The sequence below is a fragment of the Chryseobacterium oranimense genome, from assembly GCF_900129755.1.
Classification (GTDB): Bacteria; Bacteroidota; Bacteroidia; order Flavobacteriales; family Weeksellaceae; genus Chryseobacterium; species Chryseobacterium oranimense.
In genome coordinates, this window is sequence record NZ_FQWT01000002.1 from 595157 (window position 1) to 621975 (window position 26819).

Annotated in this window: 23 protein-coding genes; 6 read left to right on the forward strand and 17 right to left on the reverse strand. The window is 38.4% G+C overall.

The window, feature by feature from the left end; all coding sequences use genetic code 11:
- Positions 1–46 precede the first annotated feature (46 nt).
- Positions 47–892, forward strand: a complete 846-nt coding sequence (locus BUB03_RS09160; protein WP_040993199.1) for a caspase family protein — start codon at positions 47–49, stop codon at positions 890–892.
- Positions 893–956: 64 nt separating this feature from the next.
- Complete coding sequence (locus BUB03_RS09165; RefSeq protein WP_073062209.1) at positions 957–1967, forward strand: trypsin-like serine peptidase; 1011 nt, start codon at positions 957–959, stop codon at positions 1965–1967.
- A gap of 110 nt (positions 1968–2077) precedes the next feature.
- Here the strand turns inward: BUB03_RS09165 and BUB03_RS09170 are convergent, their stop codons facing one another.
- Genes BUB03_RS09170 through BUB03_RS09180 form a run of 3 tightly spaced genes read right to left on the reverse strand, consistent with a single transcriptional unit; the run spans position 2078 to position 4758 of the window.
- Positions 2078–2989, reverse strand: coding sequence for a hypothetical protein (locus tag BUB03_RS09170; RefSeq protein WP_228417815.1), 912 nt, complete (start codon positions 2987–2989; stop codon positions 2078–2080).
- Between the two features lie 13 nt (positions 2990–3002).
- On the reverse strand, positions 3003–3851 hold the full coding sequence (locus tag BUB03_RS09175) for a complement C1q domain-containing protein (protein WP_073062212.1): 849 nt from the start codon (positions 3849–3851) through the stop codon (positions 3003–3005).
- 10 nt (positions 3852–3861) lie between these two features.
- Positions 3862–4758, reverse strand: a complete 897-nt coding sequence (locus BUB03_RS09180) for a complement C1q domain-containing protein (protein ID WP_073062746.1) — start codon at positions 4756–4758, stop codon at positions 3862–3864.
- A gap of 750 nt (positions 4759–5508) precedes the next feature.
- Here BUB03_RS09180 and BUB03_RS09185 point away from each other — a divergent pair.
- The 4 genes from BUB03_RS09185 to BUB03_RS09200 are packed head-to-tail and all read left to right on the forward strand — an operon-like array spanning position 5509 to position 7408.
- Positions 5509–6018 (forward strand): hypothetical protein, encoded by a 510-nt coding sequence (locus tag BUB03_RS09185; protein ID WP_040993195.1) that lies wholly within the window; start codon positions 5509–5511, stop codon positions 6016–6018.
- On the forward strand, positions 6015–6362 hold the full coding sequence (locus tag BUB03_RS09190; protein WP_040993193.1) for a tRNA-binding protein: 348 nt from the start codon (positions 6015–6017) through the stop codon (positions 6360–6362). Before BUB03_RS09185 ends, BUB03_RS09190 begins: the two co-directional genes overlap by 4 nt.
- A gap of 14 nt (positions 6363–6376) precedes the next feature.
- On the forward strand, positions 6377–7078 hold the full coding sequence (locus BUB03_RS09195; RefSeq protein ID WP_073062214.1) for a 3'-5' exonuclease: 702 nt from the start codon (positions 6377–6379) through the stop codon (positions 7076–7078).
- Between the two features lie 3 nt (positions 7079–7081).
- The gene (locus BUB03_RS09200; protein ID WP_048501455.1) at positions 7082–7408 is read left to right on the forward strand and encodes an SUF system Fe-S cluster assembly protein; all 327 of its coding nucleotides are present in this window, start codon (positions 7082–7084) and stop codon (positions 7406–7408) included.
- A 113-nt stretch (positions 7409–7521) separates the two neighbouring features.
- On the opposite strand, the gene BUB03_RS09205 is transcribed toward BUB03_RS09200, so the two are convergent.
- The 14 genes from BUB03_RS09205 to BUB03_RS09270 all read right to left on the reverse strand — a co-directional run bounded on the left by BUB03_RS09205 (position 7522) and on the right by BUB03_RS09270 (position 26808).
- Positions 7522–8511, reverse strand: a complete 990-nt coding sequence (locus BUB03_RS09205) for a hypothetical protein (protein ID WP_073062217.1) — start codon at positions 8509–8511, stop codon at positions 7522–7524.
- Positions 8504–10093 (reverse strand): hypothetical protein, encoded by a 1590-nt coding sequence (locus tag BUB03_RS09210; protein WP_073062220.1) that lies wholly within the window; start codon positions 10091–10093, stop codon positions 8504–8506. The genes BUB03_RS09205 and BUB03_RS09210 overlap by 8 nt, the downstream gene beginning before the upstream one ends.
- Before the next feature lie 112 nt (positions 10094–10205).
- Entirely contained in the window at positions 10206–11072 is an 867-nt protein-coding gene (locus BUB03_RS09215) for a hypothetical protein (RefSeq protein ID WP_073062221.1), read from the reverse strand.
- 19 nt (positions 11073–11091) lie between these two features.
- Entirely contained in the window at positions 11092–11574 is a 483-nt protein-coding gene (locus BUB03_RS09220; protein WP_139258810.1) for a hypothetical protein, read from the reverse strand.
- Complete coding sequence (locus tag BUB03_RS21555; protein ID WP_083538888.1) at positions 11571–13235, reverse strand: hypothetical protein; 1665 nt, start codon at positions 13233–13235, stop codon at positions 11571–11573. The genes BUB03_RS09220 and BUB03_RS21555 overlap by 4 nt, the downstream gene beginning before the upstream one ends.
- A 75-nt stretch (positions 13236–13310) precedes the next feature.
- Positions 13311–14024 (reverse strand): hypothetical protein, encoded by a 714-nt coding sequence (locus tag BUB03_RS09230; protein WP_073062224.1) that lies wholly within the window; start codon positions 14022–14024, stop codon positions 13311–13313.
- Between the two features lie 5 nt (positions 14025–14029).
- Complete coding sequence (locus tag BUB03_RS09235; RefSeq protein WP_073062226.1) at positions 14030–15574, reverse strand: PAAR-like protein; 1545 nt, start codon at positions 15572–15574, stop codon at positions 14030–14032.
- Positions 15575–15659: 85 nt separating this feature from the next.
- Positions 15660–17543, reverse strand: a complete 1884-nt coding sequence (locus BUB03_RS09240; protein ID WP_073062228.1) for a type VI secretion system Vgr family protein — start codon at positions 17541–17543, stop codon at positions 15660–15662.
- 388 nt (positions 17544–17931) lie between these two features.
- Complete coding sequence (locus BUB03_RS09245) at positions 17932–18771, reverse strand: sulfurtransferase (RefSeq protein WP_073062230.1); 840 nt, start codon at positions 18769–18771, stop codon at positions 17932–17934.
- Between the two features lie 173 nt (positions 18772–18944).
- Entirely contained in the window at positions 18945–19793 is an 849-nt protein-coding gene (locus BUB03_RS09250; RefSeq protein WP_073062232.1) for a hydroxymethylglutaryl-CoA lyase, read from the reverse strand.
- Positions 19794–20203: 410 nt separating this feature from the next.
- Positions 20204–20515 (reverse strand): hypothetical protein, encoded by a 312-nt coding sequence (locus BUB03_RS09255; RefSeq protein ID WP_040993171.1) that lies wholly within the window; start codon positions 20513–20515, stop codon positions 20204–20206.
- A gap of 72 nt (positions 20516–20587) precedes the next feature.
- Positions 20588–22111: a TSUP family transporter gene (locus BUB03_RS09260; RefSeq protein WP_073062234.1), complete on the reverse strand. Its 1524-nt coding sequence runs from the start codon at positions 22109–22111 to the stop codon at positions 20588–20590.
- A 5-nt stretch (positions 22112–22116) separates the two neighbouring features.
- On the reverse strand, positions 22117–24996 hold the full coding sequence (locus BUB03_RS09265; RefSeq protein WP_083538889.1) for a TonB-dependent receptor: 2880 nt from the start codon (positions 24994–24996) through the stop codon (positions 22117–22119).
- 138 nt (positions 24997–25134) lie between these two features.
- On the reverse strand, positions 25135–26808 hold the full coding sequence (locus tag BUB03_RS09270; protein ID WP_073062236.1) for an NADPH-dependent assimilatory sulfite reductase hemoprotein subunit: 1674 nt from the start codon (positions 26806–26808) through the stop codon (positions 25135–25137).
- Positions 26809–26819: the final 11 nt, after the last annotated feature.

Sequence of the window (26819 nt, forward strand, 5' to 3'; positions counted from 1 at the left end):
CCGAAAAGCCTAAACAGAGTAGGGAGCATTTTAAAAACTAATAACAATGAAAAAAGCACTAATAGTAGGAATTAATGACTATGCCCCTATCGGATCAGGCGGCCCGGACCTAAACGGATGTATCAATGATGCACGCGACATGGCCAATACATTGGTAATATGCGGTTTTGATCCGGCAAAGATTAAAATTCTCACCAATCAAAATGCTACCAGAGCCAATATATTAAATTACCTGAAATCATTGGTTAACAGCAGTGTAAAAGGAGACTCTCTTGTCTTTTATTATTCAGGACATGGAACCAGGGTAGCCAATATAGGAACAGATCTGGAAATTGACGGTATGGATGAAGCTATTTGTCCTCACGATTATGCAAGTGCCGGTGTGATCCGGGATGATGATTTCAAAACGGTGCTCAGTAAACTGAAAGCCGGTGTAAACCTGGAAGTTATTTTCGATTGCTGCCATTCAGGAACGGGAACCCGCAAAATGGATCTCGGGCTAGATCTGGAACTTTCTTATGAAACCCCACGCTTCATTCCTCCTATGCTTGAAGATGAATTTTATATGACCTATGCAAGCGAAATGCAGTCGTCCAAAAATTCAAAAAAAGCAATTACCATGACCAAAGCTTTAGTCCCGGTCACTGGAATGAACCACACATTATGGGCCGCTTCTAAAGACAACCAGGTATCCATGGAAGGAAATATGAGCGGGCAGATCAGGGGATATTTCACCTATCATTTATGTAAAATATTAAGGGCGACCAACGGTAATATTGTAAGAAAAACACTCGATAAACAGATTGCCATAGCTCTGGCAGCAATGGGTGCCGCACAAATCAACCAGACAGAAAGCATCCCGGCAGAATTTTCTCAAAAAATATTCTCATAACATTCTGGCGGAATCCGAAAAGCCATCCAAAGAGTAGGAAAAAACTGACAAAAACTAAACAATCATGTCTAAAACTGAAAGTAACAAACCAATGACAGCGGAAGAAGTATCAAGACTTAAAACCGTTAAAGCAAAATCAGCTGAAAAATTAACCAATGCCGAAAAACTAACAAACCAGGGACCCGCCATGGAAACCATTGACGGACGGTCTTTCCCAAAAGGAATGAAATCGATCGGAATGCCTGCCAACGAAAAAGCTGCAGAAGGAAAAGTACTGGAAACCGATCACTTCTATCCTACTCATTCAGATTTTGAGTACCAGCCTAAGCTTGAGGCTAAAAAAGATCGTAAGCCGAAATTTATTGAAAGAGAATCTTTCTTAGCCGCAGAAGGGGTAAAAACTATATTCGGTCCTGATCAGAGAAAAGTATATAACTCTACTGCCTATCCCTGGCGATGCGTAGGAAGAGTAGAAAGCGCATTGGGTTCAGGAAGCGGAGTGATGATCGGTCCGAGACACCTCCTTACCTGTGCCCATATTGTAGACTGGCAGCCTAATAACACCACAGGCTGGCTGAAATTCACACCTATGTATTATAATGGAAGTGCACCTTACGGAAGTGCCTGGGGTACATTAACTTATTATAAATACAAAGTGGCGGGACCTACCATTGATTCAACGGAAATCCAGTACGATTATGTAGTCATAGTTCTGGACAGACCCATTGGAAACAGTACAGGATGGCTGGGTTCAAAATCATATTCCGATTCGTGGGATGGCGGGGCTTACTGGACGCATGCAGGTTATCCGGGAGATTTAACGGGAACGCAAAGACCTACTTACCAGACAGGAATTGCTTTAGATGGTGATTTTTGGAGCGCAGACGATAATGAAAGTATGAGCCACAAAGCAGATATCTGGCCAGGACAAAGCGGCGGCCCGTTCTGGGGTTACTGGGATGGAACTCCATATGCCGTTGCTACACAAAGTGCCCATAATCCAAGTGAAAATTTTGCAAGTGGCGGTTCTGATCTTGTTAACCTTGTTATAAGAGCCCGAAACGAGCATCCTTAACCAATTTATTATCTTTACTGAAGAGCCCGGCTAATGCCGGGCTCTTTTTATATGCTTCCTGAACTTCAAACTGATATTTAAAAATACAGGAATTAAATTATTTTAATGATTTACTGTTCAACAATTGTAAGTGCATTATATACTCCACTTCCCGAAACATCAAACTGACTGATTGTACCATCAAATGCTACTGTAATCCAGGTAAAAGGTCTTAATTTATCACCCTTATTTAAATAGACACTTACAGTACAGGCTGAGCCTACCGGTACGGCATTAGGGCTTCCTCCGGTATCGGAAGAATATCCGTTATTGGTTTTTACCCTTTGGGTGATGGTACCTGCCGAATTTCTAACTTCCCAAATTGCCTCTGTCTGGTTATTGGAACCGGTATTTACCTGGCTGGATTGTAGTGCGAAGGTAAAAGTTGCAAAATACACACCGTCACGCGGTGCTATAAATTCACCTGTAGCAGGATCAAAGTTGGAGGTTGGAACACCCGAATCTGAATCTAGTTTTTCTGTCCAATTGGTTAAATAAGAAGACCTTCTCTGGACAATACCGGATTTAGGCCCTATTTCTGAAGGGGTTGCACTTTCAAATACATAGGTATCCTGAGTAGTTTTACTCGCCATTACTATAATACGAGGTTTTCCTTTAGGGAAAAAGCTCACCCAGTTTGTACCGTCGGAAAATTCTAAATAACCCTTTACACCAATAGCAGGACTGTTCACATATCGTAGCGCACCAGCACCAGCCTGAGAAGCGGTTTTTGTAGTATTACCAATAGCGATAGTCCCATTATTTGTACCGCCGCGCAAATCCAGTGCTACTTTTGGATTAGCTGTCTGTACACCTATTCTTCCGGAATTATTAATGATAATATTGCCTGCATCTGTTTTTATTTCGACAGGATTGGTTGGATTGGGTACCCCTATTCCTATCTGAGCATTTATTTGTGTTACTGCAATTGGCAAAACAATAAAGGCACTGATCAATCTTTTTATTTTATTTTTTGGTCCCATCATCATATATTTTTTACAATTCGCTGATGCTTAAATTATTTAATTTACCGTCGTTCAGAGTGTTTCGGGCACTCCCAATATTATGTCTCACACTAAACCGTATGGTATCATCTTTTTTAAGATTGAAGATAGCGTTACAATTGCCTCCTATAAAGTTACTTACTGCACCGGCCTGAAAAGCAGGGTAAGAATTTACAGTTTTGAATACAGGGATGTTATTCGTGCTCTGACTGCTCTCTATCGCAGTTTCTATAAATGTATTTTTAGGTATATTTCCATTAGCCAGGGTAATATTGAAAGAAACCAGATAAAAACCATCACGCGGAGCTTTAAAAATTCCAGTTGCCGGATCAAAGTCTCCACCAGCACCGGTACCTAAATCAACGGTTTCCGTCCAGTTTGTAATGACTGTTGTGGTAGCACTTGAAATGCTTTGTGCAGAGGATTTACTGGCATTCACCAATGCTTTGGTCGGAGGAGCCAGAGGCAGTGCTATCCATTGTTCGCCATCAGAATATTCTAAAAATCCACCGGCATTGTAACGTATTGCTCCTCCGCCTGCTGCAGCAGGACTCTGAGTATTAGTTCCCAATCCAATGATTCTCTGGTCGCTAGAAGATCGAAGGTCTACTTTAGTAACCGGATTTAAAAGCCCAACGCCTATCTGTCCTTGTGATGAAATAACAACATCATTGGATATTTTTGTTGCATCAGGAGCAGCGCCGTTATCTTTCCCTGCATCTATGTGTAAAGGCTGCGCAGGAGTGGGAGTGAAAAATCCTACCTGTGCAGTGGTTTTAATTGCAGAGAAGAATAAAATACAAGCGAATAGTTTATAAGTTATACCGATTTGCTTTTTCATAATCTATATCTTAGTGTTCTATTATGGTTAAATTATTAAATCCATCATCCGGGTTTGCAGGATCAGAAGCGTTACTGGTCACCCTAAGTGGAATGGATCCTGAGGTAAGATTTTGATATAGTCTCACACTTACCTTCGTTCCGGCGGTCAAAGTAAGGGTAACGGTACTCGATCCTCCAGCCTGTGTTGAGCGTGTAGAATTTGCGTCATCGGATGTACCTGTCATAGACTGACCAAAAGTTTTATATACGCTGGCAAGAACTGTGCTTGTAGTAGGGTTATAAAATTGGGATTCAACTCTGGAACCATCACTAATAACAGCCCCGTTAAAATTGAATGTTAATAAAAAAGTATAAGTTCCGTCCCGGGGAGCTGTAAATTCACCGGAAGTGGGATCGAAACTATTGCTCATGTCACGTACTTCGTTCCAGTTAATAATAGTTGTAGCAGTAGCTGTAGGTATCGACTGGCTTGAAACTTTACGAAGAACAACCACCGCTTTTTGAGGAGCGATATAGGCTTTGTTCCATGCTACACCATCAGACACTTCAATTTTAGGTCCTACCGGTGCACTGCTTACGTCGTATCGTGTAGCACCCGCACCAGCCGTTGCTGCCGACATGGTAGTTGTGCCTAAACCAAGGGCGTTTTCACTTCCTGCTGATCTGATATCCAGCTGAACCTGAGGATTCAGAACCCCCGCTCCAATAAAACCTGTTGTTTTATTTATAATAACATCATTGGAAATTTGTGTTGGAGTTAATGTTCCGGACGCCGGATTATCCTTTGCACCATCTATGTGTAGAATCCCTTGCGGGTTATTTGTCCCAATTCCAATTTGTGCATGTAATATATTAATTAGAAAATAAACGGGAAGTATCAATGTTTTGCGTATTTCTTTTCTCATATTCATAATTTAAAATTTAAAGTAATAATTAAATTTAATCGTCCGTTAATCTTAATTTATACTACATAAACAAGATCAGATAGCATTCAATACATCATCTTAATACCTGGTAAAATGCCTATTAATTATGTAAATCTTATATTTGGTGCTGCACTTCAGTCAAATTAAAAGCTTTGCTTTCGAGGGATGAGGCAAAGCTTAAATTTTTTGGCATGTAATTAATAATACATTTTACTCTAAAAATTATAGCTTTTTATAGTTGAGTTTCTTTTGATTTAATGTGCTTTTAGAATCTTACTTTATTATGCAACTATTCAATTCTAGCTATTGAGAATAAATTTTTTGCAAAATTGTTGATTTTATGCAATCAGTCAAAAGATTTCACGTCGATATATTTCGATGTACCTGTAGATTTTTTCCTACGGTTAGGATGCAGAAGATTGGGGAGTACCATCAAATGGTATTTTCTTGTCTAAAGAAATCGAGGGAGGAATAAAAATTTTCATAATGTATGTTTTTTGCAAAGCTATACAATTTCTACAATATTTTAATAGCAAATTGCTATAATTCAATAATTTATTTTTTAAAATGTAAAATATGATTGATTTTATGATTATTGATTTATCATTTCGTATTGCAGATAATCCTCCTTTTTTGGGGTTAAAAAAAGAACAAAAAACCTCTCTAAATTCCTTTTTAAGAAAGCAACACTATAAATATTTTAATACATTTGTTTAAAACATATTCTGAATGAACTTTGAGCAGATCAACTTACATCTTGAGGCTTACAAGGAACACAACCAGATCCTGGATGCCGCCAGATTTCTAATCCATTCTTTTGACCTGGAACATGAAAACTTTGCCGGCTTTGGATTCCGGGAAGAGCTTTCGCCCACTTCCATGCTTTTAACGGCAGAAGGGGTATTAGGCGGCCCTCAAACCGTAATGATTCCAAAGAATCTATTTGATTTTGATCTTAGTCTTGTCCTGAATATGATTGCCCATGAAATGCTTCATGTACGTCAGAAAGCCCCCGGGCAGGTTATCGAAGATAAAAATGAGCGGGAATTTCAAGCGTATTCTGAAATGCTTTTTCATAAAGTATTTCCACGGATCCCGGAATTATCAGATCATTATAAGAAATTCTTCGGAGGCCAGGCATTGGAATATTACAGAAGAATGGGTGAAGGGTCTGAACTTCAGAAAAAATATGAAGCACAGAAATCAGAAGTAGAACATTTAATTAATTCATTACCATGACGATAAAACCGGAAATATCCTGGTCAGACTTTGAAAAAATAGACATCCGATGCGGAACAATCATTTCTGTAAACGATTTTGAAAAGGCAAGAAACCCTTCTTACCAGCTGGAAATAGATTTCGGGGACCTTGGCATTAAAAAATCTTCAGCACAGATCACTTCCCTCTACGGAAAAGAAGAGCTGATAGGAAAGCAGGTAATGGCCGTGGTGAATTTTCCCAGAAAACAGATCGCCAATTTTTTCAGCGAGTGTCTTGTGATGGGAGTTTATGGTGAAGACAAAAAGGATGTTACCCTTTTAACCCCTTCCCTGCCTGTAAAGAACGGTATGCCAGTAGGATAAAAACATCAACACATATGATACAGCACATTCCACTAGAAAAGATCTTATTTCTTGATATTGAAACAGTTCCGGGCTCAGGATCCTGGGACGAACTGTCTGAAGCCGAACAGAAACTCTGGGATAAAAAAACAAGGTTTCAACGAAAGGAAGATGTAACTGCTGAAGAATTTTATGACCGGGCAGGTATCATGGCCGAGTTCGGAAAGATCATCTGCATCACGATCGGAATGGTAGAAAAGAATGAAACTTTAAAAATTAAGAGCTTTTCCGGTCACGATGAGAAAAAACTGCTTCAGGAATTCGGAGAAATTTTCAACAGCCCGAGACTGAATAATGTAATTCTCTGTGCCCACAACGGGAAGGAATTTGATTTTCCATGGATTGCAAGACGGTATCTGATCAATGGAATACAGCCTCCGGTTCCTTTCCAGATGTTCGGGAAAAAGCCCTGGGAGATTCCCCATATTGATACTATGGAGCTCTGGAAATTCGGGGATTATAAAAGTTTTGTTTCCCTTGAATTACTGGCTCATGTGTTCGGAATTCCCACTCCCAAAGATGATATAGACGGCTCAATGGTTTCATCAATCTACTACATAGAAAAAGACTTGCAGCGAATAGTTGACTATTGTGAAAAAGATGTCTTAACTTTGGCAAATGTTTTCCGGCGTATGCGTCAGGAAGATTTGTTGAAAAGGAATATCAATCTAGATTAAAAAATGAAATTTACAGACGATCAAATTGCTGACATTGGTGAGGAAATCATTAAGGTTTTAAAATCCGTTTACGACCCGGAAATCCCGGTTGACATTTACGAATTGGGCCTTATCTATGATGTCCAGATCTCCGAAGACGGCGATGTAAAAATTATAATGACCCTTACTACCCCGAACTGTCCGGTTGCAGAATCCCTGCCGCAGGAGGTCAAGGATAAGGTAGGAGATGTGGAAGGCGTAAAAAGTGTAGATTTAGAACTTACTTTTGAGCCTAGCTGGAATAAGGATATGATGAGCGAAGAAGCGAAGTTTGAACTGGGAATGCTTTAAAACCTAAGGGGTGAAACTAATCCGGACTTTAGCTTTGGTAATCGCTTATAAAATAATGGCTCAGATTGTAAATCTGAGCTTTTTTTATGACTTGTTTTAATTGATTGCGCCTATCAATAGAATTCCCGTTTTTTCAATACTCCGTCTTTATATGTTTCAGTATATATCAGTTTCCCTTTTTTTCTTGTCTCTATTATTGGTTCTCCTGTTTCTTCATTGTATTCCTGAGATAATTTATAAAAATTCCATTTTCCTGTAGGCAAACCGTTTTTATATTCAGCTTCAAGATAAGTATACGAATCTGTAAATTCAGGGTATTTTTTTAAATCTAAATGATTATTTGATTTAAATTCTACCCATTTCCCCTCTTTCGTGTGATTTTTCACTGTACCTTGTTCTCCTTCATTTTGATAAGAACCGTCATGATGATAATACACGGAAAATTTTCCGGAAGGAAGAATCTGGTATTTACTTGAAGGCTTTAGCTTAAAAGGACTTTCAGTAAATTCATAGTCCTGTAAGGAAATGATATAATCTTTATCAATGTTAAATAAGGTATAGTTGGCAAACCCCATTTCTCCCTGGTGATTCAGGTATATTCTTTTCATATCAATAAGATGGTTATTCTTCATTGAAACTAAATAGATCTTTTCAATATACGGGTCAGCGTAACGAACGGTATTGAATACACCAATAAAATACAACGAGTATTCTCCGTAACACAGAAAGTCAGATGCTATTTTGATCCTGTCAACTTTTTCATTAACATTTTTGCTGAATGGCAGGAAAACATTGTATTCTTCAGGAAGCAACAAAAGGTCTTTTTTTATATCCTTATCAAATTTTAATGATTCAATTTCTTTCAATTTACTTTGGTCCTGTATGGCAGCCAGAACTGAATCAACAGTTTTTAGCCTTGAAATATCTCCATAGCCGAAGGGCAGCGTTATACAATCTGCTTTATTGGTATTGAAAAGTGTTCTTTTTTCTGCTGAATATGCTTCTGTTTTTATTGTTTTATTCTCATTTGCTACCTGAGACTTACCCAAACAAGAAATAATGAAAAATAAGGCAAAAAAGCAGGCTCTGTTAATGTTACGCATAAATATCTGGTATTTGAGCAAAACCGTGAACATGCAAATGGTTATTGTGTCTCGGAGTGGCTGTATGGGTTGTATGGGGTAACCGTGTACTGGCATTGTCTGCAGTACTGGCATTTGCGGTATTGGAAAAGTTCTCTGAGCGCCCTAATAAAAATCCAAAATCATAGAGAATATTTCGGAGAATGACTGCATTATCATAATCAAAATTCGCTGCCGTAAGGATCGTATTGACTCCATCCTGTTGTGTCGTCAGCAAATTAAGATCCCCTGCCTCTCCATTTACGTGCTCTGCGCTGGGATAACATGATGCATCAGAATAAGAAAACCCCTGGGAAACAATATAATGATTGTGTCCTTCCTGCCTGAATTGGGCTAATGATCCCAGAAAACCGGCAAATAAATCCGGCTGAATGCTTCTTCTCCTTGTATGCTGGAATCCATACCGGATAATGACCCCGTTTTGATTATAATTGAATGCTTCAAAAATCTGTGGTCCTACTCCTGCATTTCCTAAAATATCCATATTCACCAGCTCTACATTTCCCTGTTGGTTAGCATACCATTTGTCCGTGGCCCCGTCACCGAGGGTTCCATTGGAATACACCAATAGCTGATGGGCATCAATATTCTCTCCGGCAGCTCTGTTTGCGGTGTAATCTATTGTTTGCAAAAGAGTTCCTCTCTGAGCAAGCGGCGGAATGGTATTGACTCTTCTTTTTCTGGTTACAGTTTCTTTAATTCTGGAACAGATCCTGTGTTCATTATCATTCTGGTCATAGTAGAAAAAAACAACTTCAGTAGAATGGTTATTCAGCACTTTCTGAATCCTTCTTCTTCTTTCCGGATTTGTACTGATTACCGCTAGGGTATTGTAAGCATTACTGCCATGATGAATGTTATATATATTTTTACCGACTACCCTGAATCTTGCAGTATCATTTAAGAAAATACCGGCTCCGTTTACTTCCTGCTGTTCGTCTTTATAGGCACATGGATTATTGTCTGTTCTTTCTACTGCTACTTCCAGATTGATGCTGCCCTCTGCCAGTCTTCTGGTCCATTCATCAAAAACAGCTCTTCCATCAGGTCTGAGTTGCAGTTTAATAATAGCTTTATTGATATGGTCAGCCTGCAAATTAGTATAATGGGCATGGCTGCCGTCTTTGTTGTTCAGGGCATCAAAATTTCCTACCTGTACCGTAAACAGTCTCTGTGCTTCATACCGGTCAGGAGATACAAAACGCATGAGCTGTAAGGTATCCGTATTTTCTGTCATGGTATTGGCGGAAGGTCTTATGACGGCATCTATACTCAGGGTGGCCATATTGCTGGTTTCTATGATGAGATAGACCGTTTTTCCCAATATGGAATCGTATGGAATTTCCTGATTCTGGTGATCCCGCTGCACGTGGGCAGAATCAATTTTTGTGAAACTTACCCTTGTTCCATTGTCAGTTGTCACTTTTTTGGCAAAATAAACGTCACTGATGCGCTGTAATGAGTCATCGGGAGTATCCGGAGCCAACGGACTATTTAAGGTTTGAGTTTGTCCGGAATCTGTTATGGTAATACGTGTTGCCATCTTAAGATTTTTCTTTTTTTAATATGGGTGTTTTTGCTATTTCCTGACGAGAATTATCGCAATTTTATTTTGATCTAACCAATGCTGCATTTCTTCAATTCATCTTAATTTTTTAAAGTTCTTCATGACTTATTTCTTTTATATGATAGATGATTTTCTTTTGGTAGTTTTCTCCCAGGGAAAATTCTATGGTAAGTTTATGCTCCAGAACCTGTTTGGTTTCAAAATCCAATAACATCTGTCCTTTGTATTTGTCCAGTTTGGGAACATCTGCTTCCCTATAAGCAATTTCCTTTCTTCGCATCTCTCCATAAAACATTTCCCAGTTTTTATCCGAGGGGATGTGACCGGTATACTGTAAAAGCAATAATTCATCATCATAACGCATAGCCTCGGTTTGTATACTTTCGTCTATATCTATTACAGTGTTGGTCATAAAATTACGGTATCGTACACTATGCTTTACCTCGTTTTCCTGCTCATATCTCCCATAAAATTTATGAAGGATCATCCCAAAATGATTATTTCTTAAAAAATCTCTACAGACTAAATTTTCCTTTTGGTAAAACGTCTTTAAAAACTGATAAAAATCTTCTGCCTGCCTGCCAACAAAGGACCGGGAAAGTTTTTCTACTGTCTTTTCTAGTTTATCCTGAAGAACCGACAATCCCTGTAAGTTTTTTAACTTTCCATATTCATCCGTTATGAGTACTACATCATTATTGATCGCTGCAATTTGATCTAAAAAATCCTTTTCGGACAGTGAAAGTTCTTTATCCCGGTGAACTCTGTCAAAAATTTCGATATGATATTCAAATGTTCCTGTTTCTAAAAGCTTCAGAGTGACATGAAAATTTTTGTTAAGCTCACTTCTATGGGTTTGCCCATTGACCGTTGTATATTCGTTATAGGTATAGCGGTAAAATTTTTTTCCTTCGTGAAGGTTTAATTTAACGTCTATAGGAAATACCGGCTCCATAATTTTTACGCACTATTTTTTATTTAAATACTACTTTTCCACCGGCAGAAATCCACTGGCTTTTTTTGTTCCATGATCCATCACAATCCTGTTGCATCTGTTTTACTATTTTTACTTTTTTCAGATCGATAATGGCACAGGTATAGTTTTCATGCAGGGTACTGTCTTTATCACTTTCATGTACATAATCTTTGATGACGGCATCCACAACTACATAATTTGCATTAGGGGATAACCTGGAAAAGAGCTCACTTCCGGTGCCATTGTATTCATTTCCTTTACCTACTTTTATACGTTTCTTTTTCTTGATGATATAGAGATTATACCACAGTTTAGTATCGCTGTTATAGGAAGCATAGTATAATGATAAAGTATCATTTAAAGCTATGATGGTATCTTTCTTTATTGTTTTATTCTGTACATAATGACTTTGGCGGTGAACTGTGTTTCCGCATGTAATACAAATGATTAAAATCATTACGATCGATGTAATTTTTTTCATGACAGGTTGGAATTTTTTTTCATTTTTTCATACCTTTTATCCATATCGGTCCCTCTTCTTGCATCACCATAATCATCCAGAATTTCCTGCTCATATTTGCCGTGCATATCTCCCCAGTCTCCCGGATTTCTTGATAGTTTTTCTAATTTTTCGCCTTCTTTTTTTGTTTTATTTTGTTTGGCCGTATCTGCATCTTTTTTAGCAAAAAACCGGCCTAATGCCGCTCCGAAATCGTCTTTCACAAATCCCGGCCTGTTAATGTGATGATCCAGTACGGTGGCTTTACCTAATTTTGACTGCAAATAGTCTGACAATTTATATGAATAGCCTGTAGGAGTTAAAGGAAGTACTTCCTCTTTTAATCGCTTGATAAAATCCAGCACCTGCTTTTCCTGAAATGTCTTATCAATAACTGCATTTACAATGGGCTGCAGAGGTTTACATTCCACTGTTTTTCCGAATAAAGATTCTTTACAGTTTTCTCTGATTTTATTTGATAAGGTATTTCCTGTAATTTTTTCCGCTTTGGAATTCGAAGGATCTTTATAATACAGAATTCCTGAATCAACCGTCCATCCGCATGATACAAACAACTCGTCATATTTTTCAGGATACTGCGCTTTAAATTCTTCAACCTGTGTTGTAAATTCTCCTTTTCCTGTATGATCCACTGTTTTCTGCATGGCTCCGGCAGTTAATATCATCTGTTCTCCGGAGAGGTCCCAGTCATAGGACTGTACAGAATCCAATTTACCTTCATTTTCAGACATTCCTATCAAGATAGCCTTTTCTTCAGTGGTGATTTTTTTGTCTGCAATCAGCGTATCCCAATCAGCATAATTTTCAAGTTTTTTCGATCCCCAGTAGGCGGGTCCGTATCTTTTGCTGTACCGGGTACAGGTTATATCATAGTTATTTCCACAATTACAGTATCTGATCTCAAACCTCTCATTGTCTTTATTTAAAAACTCATGTGTCTCATCCGGAAACTTCACTTCATCCTCTGTCCCTGTTACTTCAGCTTTGAAATATAAGAAAGCATTCCTGTCATCTCTTTTATTAAATTTATCTATCAGCTTTTTTAAATCTTCATCACTTTTGGGACGCATCGTTATTTCTTTTGCATATACCAGTTTTCCGTCGATCGTGAACTCTATTTTATTTTTCTCTGTCTCACCATCCAAAAACTTGACAGGATTTTCATAGATGTTTTCCGTATTTTTCAATTTATTCTCATGAATCTCCACAGAGAGTTTTCCACTGGCTCCCTGACATTCTGCGACAACCCATACTTTTTTTTTAATGGTGGCGCTGTTTATTTTTTCAAAATCAAAATCCGGGCTGCCATCAGCTTTTTTTGCCTGCACTTCTTCTTCCCATGTAATTTTCACCTCATCTTTTGCTTTTAATTTTACAGAATCTTCTTTATCTGCCTGGATGTTTCTTCTTCCTTTTTTTTCATACTTCTTTTTTACGTCAGATACCAGACCGCCACTTTTTACGGGATAAGTTTCTTCTTTCTTTTCCCAGGTCATTTTAGGAACCTGTTTCGCAAAATATATTTTCACCACATTCACCTCATGATCTACCTGGTGCGGTATATCAAAAGACTTCTGATTGGGGTTTGCAGCATAATCATCTTTTTGTTGTACTTCACTCATGACGTTTTATTTTAAGCCGATTAGTAAAAATCATTTGAGCTTTCTTTTCCAAATCTTTAATAGTTTTAAAAATCTTTACCAGCAAAATTTATCTGATACTGCATATTCTGTACATTGATCAACCCTTTTGAGTTTGTCTCCAACAACTTGATTTTTATAAAGTTTTCTTTCGCCAGCATCACTCATTCCTGTTATCAGATACTTCCCGGTCTTATCCCATCCGTAGAATGCGGCTTTATTGAAAAAATTCTCTTCAAGTGAAATTCCATTTTTCCCTCCTTTGAACATAACATATACATCGTTATCCCGCATACTGTTTTGAAGGTCAAGAAGTAAAATATCTTCATATCCATCTTGGTCAACATCGAAAATATATAAAAGCTTAGAAGAAAACTCTCTCACATATTTTTTTTCGTATTCTACAAAATCCGTCCTCTTAAATTTCAAATTTTTATAATTTTCGTAAGCAGATTCATAATCAGTATTAATAAGACCTGTTGAAGAATTAAAGTTGTCCTGTAATATTGTATAAAATTCTTTCGGTAAAGGAAGATTACTAGTAATGCTTGATACATTTGTATAAACACTATCTTTCTCACATAATAATTGGATAGAATATTCTTTATTATTGTAATGTAACGGAATAATAAAAGTGAAAGAATCTGATGCCCTTTCCTTTTCAACATTAATATTATTGGCTGGAAGATTGGTATGTGCCTCTTTACCTGAACAATTAATATTTATAGAAAATATTAAGGGAAGGAGTATTATTAAGTTATGTGCTTTCATAAAAATTATTCGTTAATTTTTCCTATTCTTTCATTATAATTAAAATCCAAGCTATTTTTTCGCTCTATACTTAATGTTCCATCTTTAGAAACCCCAACAATATAATGACCACCATTATATAGTTTAATTATTTCTGCGTCTAATATGGATTTTTCATTCTGATTTGCAGAGGTATCCGGTAAATACCCACTAAATTGTTGCAATTCCGGAATTGTGCTCGGACATGTTTTATAGGTTATATCTCCTTCCTTAATAGAATATGATTTTAATTGTTTGGTATTTTTTAAAAGACGACGAATATGATTAACTGCAGCCCGTATTTTTTCCGGTAATTTTATATTCATTTTCACTGCAATATTTTCTTTCCAATTCCAAATATAATCTGGGTTTTCAAGTGCTTTTTTTGATTCTGCAGATGTTGTACTTAAGTTATTTTTCTCATATTTAAAATCTATTTGACATATCCCCCAACCATCAGGATAACCATAATTAGGAATCCCCTTACTTTCAGAGTTTCTTCCGGAAGGCCCATATACTGCCTCTTTTCTATTTTTCCCTTTCCCCACAAATTCAGGATCCCAAAACTGTTTCATTAATGGGATACCCTCACTTCCGGATTCACTGACAGCCATTTTATAAATAAACCAGTATTTTGATAAATATCCCTTATCCGTAAAATATTTTTTTACTACTTCCTTAGTAGGATTTTTTCCTCTTATATAAAATTGAAAATTACTTACCATAGAAGTTTTTGCTTCATTCCATACTTCTACAGTAGCGGTACCTCCTCTAAATAGTCCCCGGAAGTCAACATCCCATTTGGTTTTTCCTTTATTGGCAATCATAAATGCAGCCCCTCCATCAGACTTTGCCGGAAAATAATCAACATCGTTTCTGTCATAGAGTGTGGCACTAGCTTTAAACTTAAATTCCGTCTTTAATCTAAATCTTAAACTTTTATGTATACAATCCTTTCCTATATAAACTTCAATTCTTATTTTAGGCATTGCGGGCTCTGGCGAAATAAAAACGAAAGACTCGGGATCAATTTTTACATCATTATAATAAACTGAAACCGTAAAAATATTATCTTCTGGTGTTAAAATCCTATCCACCTTCGGTATAGGCGACGGAGAGGCAGAATTAAATTCAGGATCGCAATTGATAAAAGACTCTTTTACCAAAACCTTTTGTTCCTGTATAATAGAGGTTCCCGGATTTTGCCAGGGGCTTAACTTTATAACGCTCATACATGGTGGGGGAGACATATTTCTTGCAGGCCATTTGGGATGCCCACAGGTTCCTTTAAACTGAAGGTTCACCATGTTATTACCATCACCTATTGTTGCAAATGGCTGATCCTGAAGCTTTATTTCGTTAGAGGTAACTTTCAGTTCCCCGGGTGACTGAGCATAGGGACATTTCAGCTTTGCTCCATGCATTACCTGTTCTCTTTTTTCTACAGGAGAATCTTCGCTGGATTTCTTTTGCTGTTCTGTTCTTTTTTGGTTAAGCTTTTGATCGTGCGCTGAAGTATTTTGATCTTCCATGTGTTAGTTTTTTGGATTGGATTCAATTGCAAGGCTGGAATCATATTCGCAGGCAATGAAATTTACTTTCATCACCGTAGCAGATTTAGCCTTTACTTACTTTAACGTCTTTTCCTCCCTGGAATACGGCCAATGATGTTCCTCTCAGTTTTAAATCTCCTTTAGAGGTCTGTATATCGGCTTCCCCGGAAATACTTTTAAACTTATTACCCGTGCTTTCCGTCTGATCCTGTTTAACAGTAATTATTTTATTTTCAGAAGTTTGTATATATCTCTTTGTTATAGACTCAGTATGATCATTTCCAATGTTTATGGTGCTGTCCTGCCCAATCTTAGTGGTCATATTCCTTCCCACGGAAATATGCATATCTTCACCTGCCGTAAAGGTCATATTCTTAGGTGCGGTAACATGAATATTCCCCTGACCATCCATAAAATAAGTATTCCCGCTTGGGTCTTTAATGGTTACACTTTTTTCCGCATCATTCATTAAAACCTTAATTCCACTTCTGGTCTGTATAGATTTCAAATGATTGTCCACACCTCCGCCCAGGCCTACCTGGCCATGAAACATTCCACCCATTGCAAATGGAAAATCGGGATTGTGGTATTCAAATCCCACCATGACCTGATCCCCAATTTCAGGAACTGCTACAAATCCCCGGTTTTGGGTAACAGCATCCGTACCTCCTGCATCAGGGCTCATCATCCTGATAAAGTGGGTGGTATCATTTAGCTGCCAGTCAAACCGGACCTGTATTCTACCCTGATTCAATGGATCTACATTGGATATAACTGTGGCTACCTGCGGCTCTGCTTTAGGCATTTCAAAATCAGGTTTTGGCATAAATCCAGTTCCTTCAGCAATAGCTTCAAAACTTCCTGTATAATATCCTCTTGCATTAACTTCATGACTCACCTCTGTGATCATAAGGGTTGTAAAATGCGAGGTTTCATTGCTGTCCGTCTTTCTCATAGCCAAATCTGCAACACAGCCAATATACAGGAATGGAACTGTCGTGTGTCCTGTAACGGTAAAAACCTCTACTGCTTTACTTCCCCTTGCACTTTTCTGGGAATCATCCACATCGCGGAACATATTGGCATTAATGGGAGTAGGAGTTAATGATCGGGTAGTAAAAATAGTATCATTCAGTTGATAAGCTTTGGAAGATAATTCTCCTACATGTTTTACAGGATCGTCAGCACCGATCATTTTAGTATGACTGCTGCTGTTATAGCCAAAGTATTCCGGTTTGGTGTGAACGGCCTTTAACTCAACATTCACATCAGTTACGTTGCTACCATATATCAACTGGATAGGTTTCTCAGAAGCGGGGAGTTTCCCGAAATGAAGAATTTCTCCGTCATAATAAAACTGTTCTCCGTAGGCTTCTGCAATTCTTGTAAGATAGTTGTAGTGGGTTTCGTTGTATTGTGAGCTGTAACTGATATAGCTTTTATTCTGGGTATCTATCCTGAAATCAAATTTATTTGACCCTAATGTCTCATTGATAATACGGTTGGCAATAATATTTGTATTCACCTCCTGGCCCCCCCCGAAACTTTGGGTATGTGGAGCGGAATCCATCAGGATAGTGGGGCTTTTCCCTTTTAGAATAATATTTCCCAGACTCATTTTTTCCTGACTGAATGCCACTTTGGTAATAAGACCCACAAACGTTCTCTCAGGGCTGTCATTTTCAGCATCCTTATATTTAAAAACAATGGTTATTCTTTTTCCTAAAAATTTCTGGGCCTGTTCAAGGTTGTGATTTTGTGCTTCCCCTAAAGAGTCATGAGCCAATACCAGTTCAAAATCATGGTGCTTTCTTGCACTCTGCTGTAAACGAAAGTGTTTGAAGTGATTGATAACCTTGCCCTCAATCACAATTTCCAGTTTCACCACACGGTTAATACCCGAAATATGGTTTTCTGAAATCTTATTAGAATTTGAGGTATTTTTCATAATATTTTGGGTGTGTTTTTATATTATGTCACCTAAGTTAGATAAAAAATTGAACGCTAAATATATAATTTTATTAAAATCTGAATAATTGTAGTAAAACTACGATTCATTAAAAAGAGCTTTGAAGTGCTTGGGTTTATATTTTTGAGGTGAACTTTTAGCTTCATGTAATCAGTGGTTTAGATCTTTTTTTCTCATTCTGCTCCAACACTGATTTTAAATCATATTTTTCCAAAGTCTGTTGATGATGTATAAAATAACACCAAAAAAATCCGCCTCAGCTGTGAGGCGGATTTTTGATCCTGAGATATTCTGTTTAAACAGGTAAAAGAATAAAAAATTATTTTCTGAGAACTATGATTATTTATCTGAAAATAGCTTTCAGTCTTTAGCTCTCCTTCGCAATTTCTTTCCCTTCCCTCCTGCTCCATTCGCTCCACGAACCTACATAGAGGTCAGGAATCGGGAAACCTGCATAATCCAAGGCTAAAATAGTATGGCAGGCAGTAACTCCTGATCCGCAATGGATGATCAGATGCTGAGGTTTATCTTTTAAAATCTGTATATATTTTTCTTTTAAAACTTCGGGTTTCAGGAAGTTTCCGTTTTCATCCAGGTTTTCTGAAAAAGGAATATTGATGGCTCCCGGAATATGGCCGGCCACGAGATCAATCGGCTCAGATTCACCTCTGTAGCGGTAAGCATCCCTTACATCAACAACCGTCGAAGAATGGCTTATCAACTCATTTTCAACATCTTCCAATGTCTTAACAGGAAGAAGCCAACCTTCTGTTTTAATTAGATCTGCTTTTTTAAAGATCTCTTCGCCGGCTGAAAATTCTATTCCCTCTTTTTCAGCAGACTGAATTCCGCCATCCAAAACCTGAACATTCTGAAACCCAAATGATCTCAGCATCCACCAGGCTCTTGCAGCGGCATTAGCTCCATTCTTATCATCATAGATAACCACATGCGAATCTTCAGCAATCCCTAATCCCGCAAGTGTTTCTGCAAATCTTTCAATTCCCGGCAGAGGATGTCTTCCTCCAAAGGCAGCATTGTCCCCGATTTCTGCCAGATCTTTATCCAAATCTATAAATCGGGCCCCCTTAATGTGCTTTTCAAGGTAGGTTTGATACATATTTTTCCCAGCTCTGGCATCAAGAATGATGAGGTTAGGGTTCTGGAAAATATCTTTTAATTCTGCTGGTGAAATAATGGGTGACATGGTGTTAATATTTGAGATTAAATAATAGGTTTTGGCTAAAGCCAGATTGATTTTTTAATATAACAGAGCGGGTTAAAACCCGCTCCTATTGATTTTTTACGCAGATTACCAGAATATATAGTTATTTCTTTCTAAAACTTATATGTATCTGACTGATTGCGTGAGAATATTAATTAAAAATGAAAGATATCCTTTGCTTTATTGTAAGAACTTTCAAAATTCAGCAGGTTCAGTTTATGAGCTGCTTTTTCTACACTCATAAAATTGATCACCTGTTCTGTCGGCATATTTCCTACAAGATCGTCTTTTGCCATAGGGCATCCGCCGATTCCTTTAATCGCGCTGTCGAATCTTCTGCAGCCTTTGTCGTAAGCTGCTTTCAATTTTGAATAGGAATCTTCGTAACGGTTATGAAAGTGTCCTCCGAAGTTAATTTCCGGATATTTTGACGGAATTTTTTCAAATAAAAGAGCAATGGTTTCAGGAGTGGCAACGCCTGTAGTATCGGAAAGCAGAATGTCTTTAATTCCTATTTCTGAAAATCGTTTTGCCCAGAAATCCACATCCTCCCATTTCCACATTTCACCGTAAGGATTTCCGAAAGCCATAGAAAAATAGATATTCAGCTGTTTTCCTTCACTTTTAACCAATTCAAGCATTCTGATGACTTCTGCAAAAGCTTCTTCCTGGTTCTTATTGGTATTCCTGTGCTGAAATGTTTCCGAAATAGAGAACGGAAAGCCCAGAATATCTACCGACTGATGCTTCAGTGCTTTTTCGGCACCTCTGTAATTCCCGATGATGGCAGAGACTTTTGTATCGGATAGAGATTTATCAATATTTTCAGCAACCTCATCAGAGTCGGCCATCTGCGGAATTGCTTTCGGGGAAACAAAACTCAGACAGTCCAGTACATCGAACCCAACTTCCATCAGGGAATTGATGTAATCTATTTTTTTACTGGTCGGGATAAATTCTCCCCAACCCTGCATGGCATCTCTAGGACATTCTGTTAGAAACATTTTTACTTTTTGATTTTCTCAAATATAATAAAACTATACTATTCTGTACAGGCTTTATACAAAGCTAATATTATTTTGATTTTCAAAGTTTTATATCCGATTTAAAATTTCGATATTTAATATTTTTGTTCAGATAATAGGGATGAATGGTAAAATATAAGTGGATTTAAGATTTACACTCACTCTCAATGATTAAAATCTTTCCAATCCGGCATCTTTAAAATGATTTTTGAATCTATCTTTACAAGAACACTAATGTCCAATTATTTGCAGGAGTTTTGACTGTACCCGGCAGTTGATATTCATATTTTTGGAGCAATTACTCCAGAATCATTATTCCTATTATCAACAGTGTACTTAAAGGGCTTTTATTATTTTTCATACATTAATACGACGATACGTGCAAACAATCATAGTAATTCAAAATAAAATACAGAGTCTTTTCTAATTACTTTTAAACTTAAACTTTTTTTTTGTTTAATTAAGCTATCTCCTATTTTCAATTTATAATAAATAATATCTTTTACTGAAATTTTTTTATTCTCAGCCGTCAAAACAGTCCCCTGTCCATGATTATCATAATCTCTGTATAATTTTTTAATTCTAGAATTAACCGTATCATTAAAATGATTTGGATGTGTTTTAATTAAGAAATAAAACCCACTAAAAAACACGATAAGAATCAAAATAACAGTTATATTAGTAATAAGTTTTAGTTTCATTTCTTATTAATTTTTCATTACTTCCCTGCTAATATATAATAAATATATTATTTTCAGTGCATCCAATCTTCTTTATATCAAAGATTTAACAATGGTTATCAGGCTCATGATAATAACCACTACCCCTACAACAGCAAACATTTTTTTGGCCGGCAGCCGTGAAGCAAACATCGCTGAAAAAGGAGCAGTAAAAACACCTCCCAGAAGAAGTCCGAGCACAATATTCCAGTGATGAATGCCAATGGTAAAAATGAACGTCACCGCACTTACAATAGTCAGTAAAAATTTGGCCATCGTTGAGCTTCCCACTACATACCTCGGTGTTCTGCCTTCCTTAATTAGGGTTCCGGTAACGAGCGGTCCCCATCCTCCTCCGGCAAAAGAATCGATGAAACCTCCTGCCAGACCCAATATTCTAAGATTGGTCTTTCTTTTACGAAGCCTGTTTTCCAATCTTTCTTTTCCTTTAAAGGCATTCCTAAGAATGTTAATCCCTAAATAAAGAGTATAGCATGCAATGACCGGCTTTACAATATGGGCATAATATTCCCCGAAATGCGACAGCGCAAATGCTCCGATAAACGCTCCCACTGCTGCCACAGGAAATAAAACCCACACCATTTTTTTATTGACATTCCCCAGTTTGTAATGGCTGATACTTCCCGCTGCCGAGGTAAATGATTCTGCAGAATGGATGCTTGCACTTACCACAGGTGGCGGAACATTCAATAAAAGTAATATGGTTGTACAGATCACACCATAGCCCATTCCCATTGACCCTGCAACGATTTCAGCAAGGAAACCGGCCAGCAGCATCCAGTAAAAAATATACCCGTCTTTGCTGAGAAAACTTTGGATATTTCCTGCCAGATTAAATTGATAGATAATTAATGCCAATACACCGACAAGTGCCAGCACTCCAATGATTCCCAGATAAATGTTGGCTCTGCGCTGTACTGTTTTGGTAATATTGATCAGTTTTTCCATCTCCAGTTTTGTTTCTCCAGGATGAATTTCCTGCTCTCCCAGATATTCTGTAGTGAGCCTGTTAAGTTCCTGTACTTTATAGGTAAAGTCTCCTTTCAAACGGTTTCTGATATCCTGCATATTATCCAGAAGGCCGTCCATTTCCTTATCCGGAATGGTTTCTGTCAGTATTTCACGGATTCTTTTGGCTATCGTCGGGGACTTTCCATTGGTAGAGACTGCAATTTTAAGATCTCCTTTGCGGACAATTGATCCCAGATAAAAATCACACAGGTCCGGTTTATCAGCAATATTCACCAAAGTATTATTCTGATGGGCCCTGTCCCGGATCTGTTCTGCCACAAAAATGTCATTTACTGCAACAATCGCAATATCGGCACTGTTAAAATCATTATCCGTGTAGGACCTTTCGTGAAGGGTAAGATTGGGGTAATTTTGCTTTAAATCTCTAACCTGATCATTAATTTCCCTGGCTACCAGCTTAATACGGGCCCGGGGAGAATTTCCCAGAACTGACTGCAGTTTTTCCAAGGCAATATTTCCGCCTCCAATGATGAGTACAGATAATTCATCAAGTTTTAAAAATATGGGATATAAGGTATTGCTCATTGTTTTCAGAGTTTTAAATCGTAGGTAAACGCTAAATAATAAAGGCCGCCGATCTCCGGGCCTGCCGCATACTGGAGATATCTGCGGTTCAGCAGATTGGTGGCCCCTATTTTCACATTTGCTTTAATTTCAGGGATTCTCCAAGTTGCCTGCGCATCAATGGTATAGTAAGCCGGAATATTTCCCGACGCCAGCGGACTTTCCCATAAAAAACTGTTCTGCCATCTTGCAGCAACGGTAAAACCTATATTTTTGATAATTTCCCGGTTGCCTACACTCAGGTTCACAGCCCATTTGGGTGTATTGAACGCTGTAATAAAAAGGTCTGACGTATTGGTAGAAATCAGATCATTATAGGATACGTTCACATTCACATTATAGTTCTTCACGAGGTTATAGCGGATTCCTAAAGATGTTCCAAAGCTTTTATAAGTACTGTTGCTGTTGGTATACACCCTGTAACGGTCCTGCTTGCTTCTGTCGAGCATCGCCAAAACAGCGTTGTCGCTTCCGATGGTTTCGTTTTTAGGGACAGCCACTTCTACCTGTCCTAAAAAGCCTTCGTAAACATTGTAGTAAAAATCCCAGTCAATGACCAGTTTGCTGTTAAAAAGTGCTGATTTATATCCTATTTCAAAAGAATTTACCTTTTCTGGCTGTAATTTAGGCAGATTGGCTGCAGTTAAAAGATTTCTGTTTTTCAATGCCGCCTGATTCTGGCTGAGTCCTCCATCCACATCTTTATTTACTGCACTTGTAAACTGATCGATGGAAGCCAGTGTGTAAGAGTTCTCAAGGTATCCCAAGCCTTCATTCGCCATGGAAAGACCTCCTACTCTTCTTACATTTCCGTTATTCACAAAAGACAAAGCTTCAAATAAGGAAGGAAAACGGTAACCGTTCTGGAAAGATATCCTGAAGTTATGCTGGTTAACAGGAGAATATACAAGACTTATACGGGGATTGAATTTGGTTTCAAATTCCGGATTTCTGTCTGCACGCAATGCCAGATTCACCTTCAGTTTATCATTGAAAAAAAGTTTGGTAAGCTGGGCAAAAGCTCCGTATTTCTGGTAGATCACATTTTTCCCGAAAGTACCGTCAGCCAGCGGAATATTTCTTTCTGCGACAGGTCTTCCAAAATCAACGAAATTATTCCCGTCCGGTGTAATGCTGTAAAGACGGTAATCTGCTCCCGCCAGAAGGCTGAATACTTTGACGAATCTGCTGAAATCGTAAGTGATTTCTCCCTGGTAAAAACGGGATTTCTGATCAAGCTTTGCTCCTCCGGTTGCCGGAGCGCCTGCAATTCCCGAATTAGCGGAATCCCAGTTGTTAATGCCAATAATTGTACTTTTTAACTGTTCAAAAGCGGCTGTTCCTGGAACGACTCTGTTTTTATCTGCTTCCTGTCTGGCAAGAATAAAGGCATCATTAAGGTTCACGCCGGCATTGAGCCTATCCTGTAAAGCGGACTGAAATATATTTTTCCAGTTGGTATTGGAAAGATTCGTAAGATCAAGATTATCTGCCAGAGGTTTCAGATTGTAGGAATCTCCTGTATTTTCTATCGACATATAAGCTCTGAATGTCAGCTCTTTCCCCGTTAGTTCCACTTTATGATTCTGAACGGTAGCATTCTGCAGCCGGATCTTGTTTCCGCGCTGGAAAGTCCCGTCCAGAAGACCATAACGATAGACGTAGGAAGTTCTCCACTGATCCCCGAAACGGTAATATAATCCGGCATCAAATTTTATATTTTTTACTTCCGGACTTATGAGATCTTTTTCATAATAACCTGTCCTTGACACATTAAACGTCGTTGGCTTTCCATTGTAATTCACTTTTACAGTAGTTCGGTTATTTCTTTCATCACCGTATTTGTTCCAGAGATCTTCAGCAGGATTATTGTTTAAAGAAAAGTTCGGATTGGCAGTGATTAATGAATTGGGATTCTGATCTGTATGGTTGTCCGAGATCCAGTCTATACCGCTGAAATAGGACCCGTTGATTTTGACTGCAAAGTTTTTATTGATAACCTTCGCTATTCTGAATGCACTTTCTCCTAAAGAAGCTATTTTGTGATTAACATTATCGACATGGTTCACGCCGCCCCTGAAATAAAGACTTACTCCTTCCGAAGTAAACGGATCTTTCGTCTGGAGGCTGGCAAGACCATTAACGGCATTCATTCCATAAAGAGCTGAAGCTGCTCCTGGTGTAATTTCCATAGACTGGATATCCAGTTCCGTAGGGCCAATAGCATTTCCAAGCGGAACACCGAGTGTGGCAGACTGTACATCTACCCCGTCTACCAACTGCATGAAGCGAAAGTTATTCGGAGAATTGAATCCCCTGGAATTGGGAACTTTGAGGGTAAGACTTGAGGTTAAAAGTTGAAGTCCCTTTACATTTTCCAGGGTTTCGTAAAAAGTGGCAGCAGGGCTTTCCCGGATGGTTTTAATATCTATTTTTTCAATGGCAATCGGGGATTTCATGATTTTCTCCGGAACACGGGACGCTGAAACAACCACTTCATTAATGATGGTATTCTGAGGATTCAGGTCTATTGAAATTTTATTGGATGGCGAGAGTATTTCGGTAGTTTGTCCGGCAAATCCGTCTTTGGTAACAACAATTCTGAAGGGAATCTTTACTCTTGTTCTTAATTTAAAGCTTCCATCCTGATCGGTTGTGGCGGTGTCCTGAGTATTTTCCACCTGGATCTGTACTCCGGCAATCCCTTTCTGAGTATCCGTGTGCTTAATAATTCCACTGACTTCAATAAGTTGCTGCTGAGCCTGTAAAAATCCCGTAAAGAAAAGGGCCAGGAAAGAGATAAGATATAATTTCTGTTTATAATATTGGTGGTGTATGGATTTCACTTGTATAAAATTTAGGGTTTAAAAATGATTTATGTGTTGTCTATCAATTAATGAACAGCACATACACATTCGTATCCCTAAAAGATTCCTGTAGTGTTTTCTGGCATTTTTCTGCCTGTAAAGAAGATTGATCATATTTTATGGTAGGGTTTGTAAATAGCGGTAAGAGAAATCTCCGAATGTTTCCTCCGGTTTTCTTTGCTCCGAATAAATTGCGAAAAGTTCATCAAGAGTTTGCAGAATCTCTTCTTCGCCGATGTTTTCTTTAAATTTTGTATTCAGGCGCATTCCCAGTCTGTCTCCACCGATATGAAGGTTATATTCGCCATAAGCCGTTCCCACGAATCCGATTTCGGCATTGGGAGATCTTCCGCAGCCATTGGGGCAGCCTGTCATTCTGATGGTTATATCTTCATTCTGAAGACCGTATTTTTCAAGAAGGGGTTCTATTTTAGTGACTAAAGATGGTAAATAACGCTGAGCCTCTGCCAGTGCCAATGAACAGGTATTCAGTGCCACACAGGCCACAGAGTTTTTGCGCAAAGCACTGGCTTCATCCGTATAACCGGAAATTCCTGATTCTTTCAGAAGAGCCTCAATTTCAGCCTTATCATTTTCTGAAATATCGGACAGGATCAGGTTTTGATTACATGTAAAACGGAAAGTCACTTTTCCGGTCTCTGCAATTTTCAAAAGCCCTGATTTTAAAGGGTATCCTTCAATATCCAGTACCCTTCCGTGTTCTACAAATAAGGTATAAAACCATTTCCCTTCATGGTTTTGTGTCCATCCGTAACGGTCTTTTCTCTGTTTAAATTTAAATTCTCTTGCCGGTTCAAAGCTGAAACCGCATCTTTTCTCTACTTCTGCTCTGTAACCTTCGATGCCAAGTTTATCTATCGTATATTTTAACCTTGATAATTTCCGGTCACTTCTGTTTCCAAAATCGCGCTGTACGGTGATAATTTCATATACAGCTTTCACTACCTTTTCTTCAGTATCCACAAATCCCAGCACAGACGCCAGACGGGCATACGTAGCCTCGTTGCCGTGGGTGGCGCCAAGCCCGCCGCCTGCCGCAATATTATATCCTACAATTTTATCATTTTCTATAATGGCAATCAGGCCAATATCATTGATAAAAACATCCACATCATTATTGGGCGGAACCGCAATTCCTATTTTAAGTTTTCTCGGCAGATACCTGTCCTGGTACAAAGGATCTTCCTCTTCTTTTCTGTTGATCACCAACTCGTCATCGATCCACAGATCATAGTAGGCTTTGGTTTTCGGCAGACACATTTCACTGATCTTTCCTGCCAGCTCAAAAGCTTCCTGATGCAGGGGCGATTCGGAAGGGTTGGAAGTACAGGTTACATTCCGGTTCACATCCCCACATGCTGCTATAGAATCCAGATGCTGAAGATTGAAGCTCTGAATAGTCGGCTTTACGTGAGATTTTAAAATCCCGTGCAGCTGGATGGTCTGGCGGGTCGTTATTTTAATGACTCCTGTGGAATGTGCTCCTGCAATGTCATTGAGCCCAACCCATTGTTCCGGCGTCAAAAAACCTCCAGGAAGCCTTAGTCGGATCATGTATGAATACAGCCATTCCAGTTTTTTTCTTACTCTTTCTTCGCGTCTGTCCCTGTCATCCTGCTGGTACATCCCATGAAACTTGATGAGCGTCTGGTCATCTTCCCTGATGGCTCCTGTGAAATCGTCCAAAAGGCTTTCCTTTAAGGTTCCTCTGAGGCCGTTGCTACCTGTTTTTATCCTTTCTACCGGGGAAAGGTTATTTTTATCTGTCATTGTTATCCATT

Coding starts and splice junctions, on each gene's coding strand:
- BUB03_RS09200 (WP_048501455.1), top strand. CDS start 7,082: ATGAAATTTACAGACGATCAAATTGCTGACATTGGTGAGGAAATCATT.
- BUB03_RS09255 (WP_040993171.1), bottom strand. CDS start 20,515: ATGAAACTAAAACTTATTACTAATATAACTGTTATTTTGATTCTTATC.
- BUB03_RS09270 (WP_073062236.1), bottom strand. CDS start 26,808: ATGACAGATAAAAATAACCTTTCCCCGGTAGAAAGGATAAAAACAGGT.
- BUB03_RS21555 (WP_083538888.1), bottom strand. CDS start 13,235: ATGAGTGAAGTACAACAAAAAGATGATTATGCTGCAAACCCCAATCAG.
- BUB03_RS09195 (WP_073062214.1), top strand. CDS start 6,377: ATGATACAGCACATTCCACTAGAAAAGATCTTATTTCTTGATATTGAA.
- BUB03_RS09180 (WP_073062746.1), bottom strand. CDS start 4,758: ATGAGAAAAGAAATACGCAAAACATTGATACTTCCCGTTTATTTTCTA.
- BUB03_RS09240 (WP_073062228.1), bottom strand. CDS start 17,543: ATGAAAAATACCTCAAATTCTAATAAGATTTCAGAAAACCATATTTCG.
- BUB03_RS09190 (WP_040993193.1), top strand. CDS start 6,015: ATGACGATAAAACCGGAAATATCCTGGTCAGACTTTGAAAAAATAGAC.
- BUB03_RS09210 (WP_073062220.1), bottom strand. CDS start 10,093: ATGGCAACACGTATTACCATAACAGATTCCGGACAAACTCAAACCTTA.
- BUB03_RS09215 (WP_073062221.1), bottom strand. CDS start 11,072: ATGGAGCCGGTATTTCCTATAGACGTTAAATTAAACCTTCACGAAGGA.
- BUB03_RS09235 (WP_073062226.1), bottom strand. CDS start 15,574: ATGGAAGATCAAAATACTTCAGCGCACGATCAAAAGCTTAACCAAAAA.
- BUB03_RS09220 (WP_139258810.1), bottom strand. CDS start 11,574: ATGAAAAAAATTACATCGATCGTAATGATTTTAATCATTTGTATTACA.
- BUB03_RS09205 (WP_073062217.1), bottom strand. CDS start 8,511: ATGCGTAACATTAACAGAGCCTGCTTTTTTGCCTTATTTTTCATTATT.
- BUB03_RS09250 (WP_073062232.1), bottom strand. CDS start 19,793: ATGTTTCTAACAGAATGTCCTAGAGATGCCATGCAGGGTTGGGGAGAA.
- BUB03_RS09165 (WP_073062209.1), top strand. CDS start 957: ATGTCTAAAACTGAAAGTAACAAACCAATGACAGCGGAAGAAGTATCA.
- BUB03_RS09170 (WP_228417815.1), bottom strand. CDS start 2,989: ATGGGACCAAAAAATAAAATAAAAAGATTGATCAGTGCCTTTATTGTT.
- BUB03_RS09260 (WP_073062234.1), bottom strand. CDS start 22,111: ATGAGCAATACCTTATATCCCATATTTTTAAAACTTGATGAATTATCT.
- BUB03_RS09185 (WP_040993195.1), top strand. CDS start 5,509: ATGAACTTTGAGCAGATCAACTTACATCTTGAGGCTTACAAGGAACAC.
- BUB03_RS09230 (WP_073062224.1), bottom strand. CDS start 14,024: ATGAAAGCACATAACTTAATAATACTCCTTCCCTTAATATTTTCTATA.
- BUB03_RS09245 (WP_073062230.1), bottom strand. CDS start 18,771: ATGTCACCCATTATTTCACCAGCAGAATTAAAAGATATTTTCCAGAAC.
- BUB03_RS09175 (WP_073062212.1), bottom strand. CDS start 3,851: ATGAAAAAGCAAATCGGTATAACTTATAAACTATTCGCTTGTATTTTA.
- BUB03_RS09160 (WP_040993199.1), top strand. CDS start 47: ATGAAAAAAGCACTAATAGTAGGAATTAATGACTATGCCCCTATCGGA.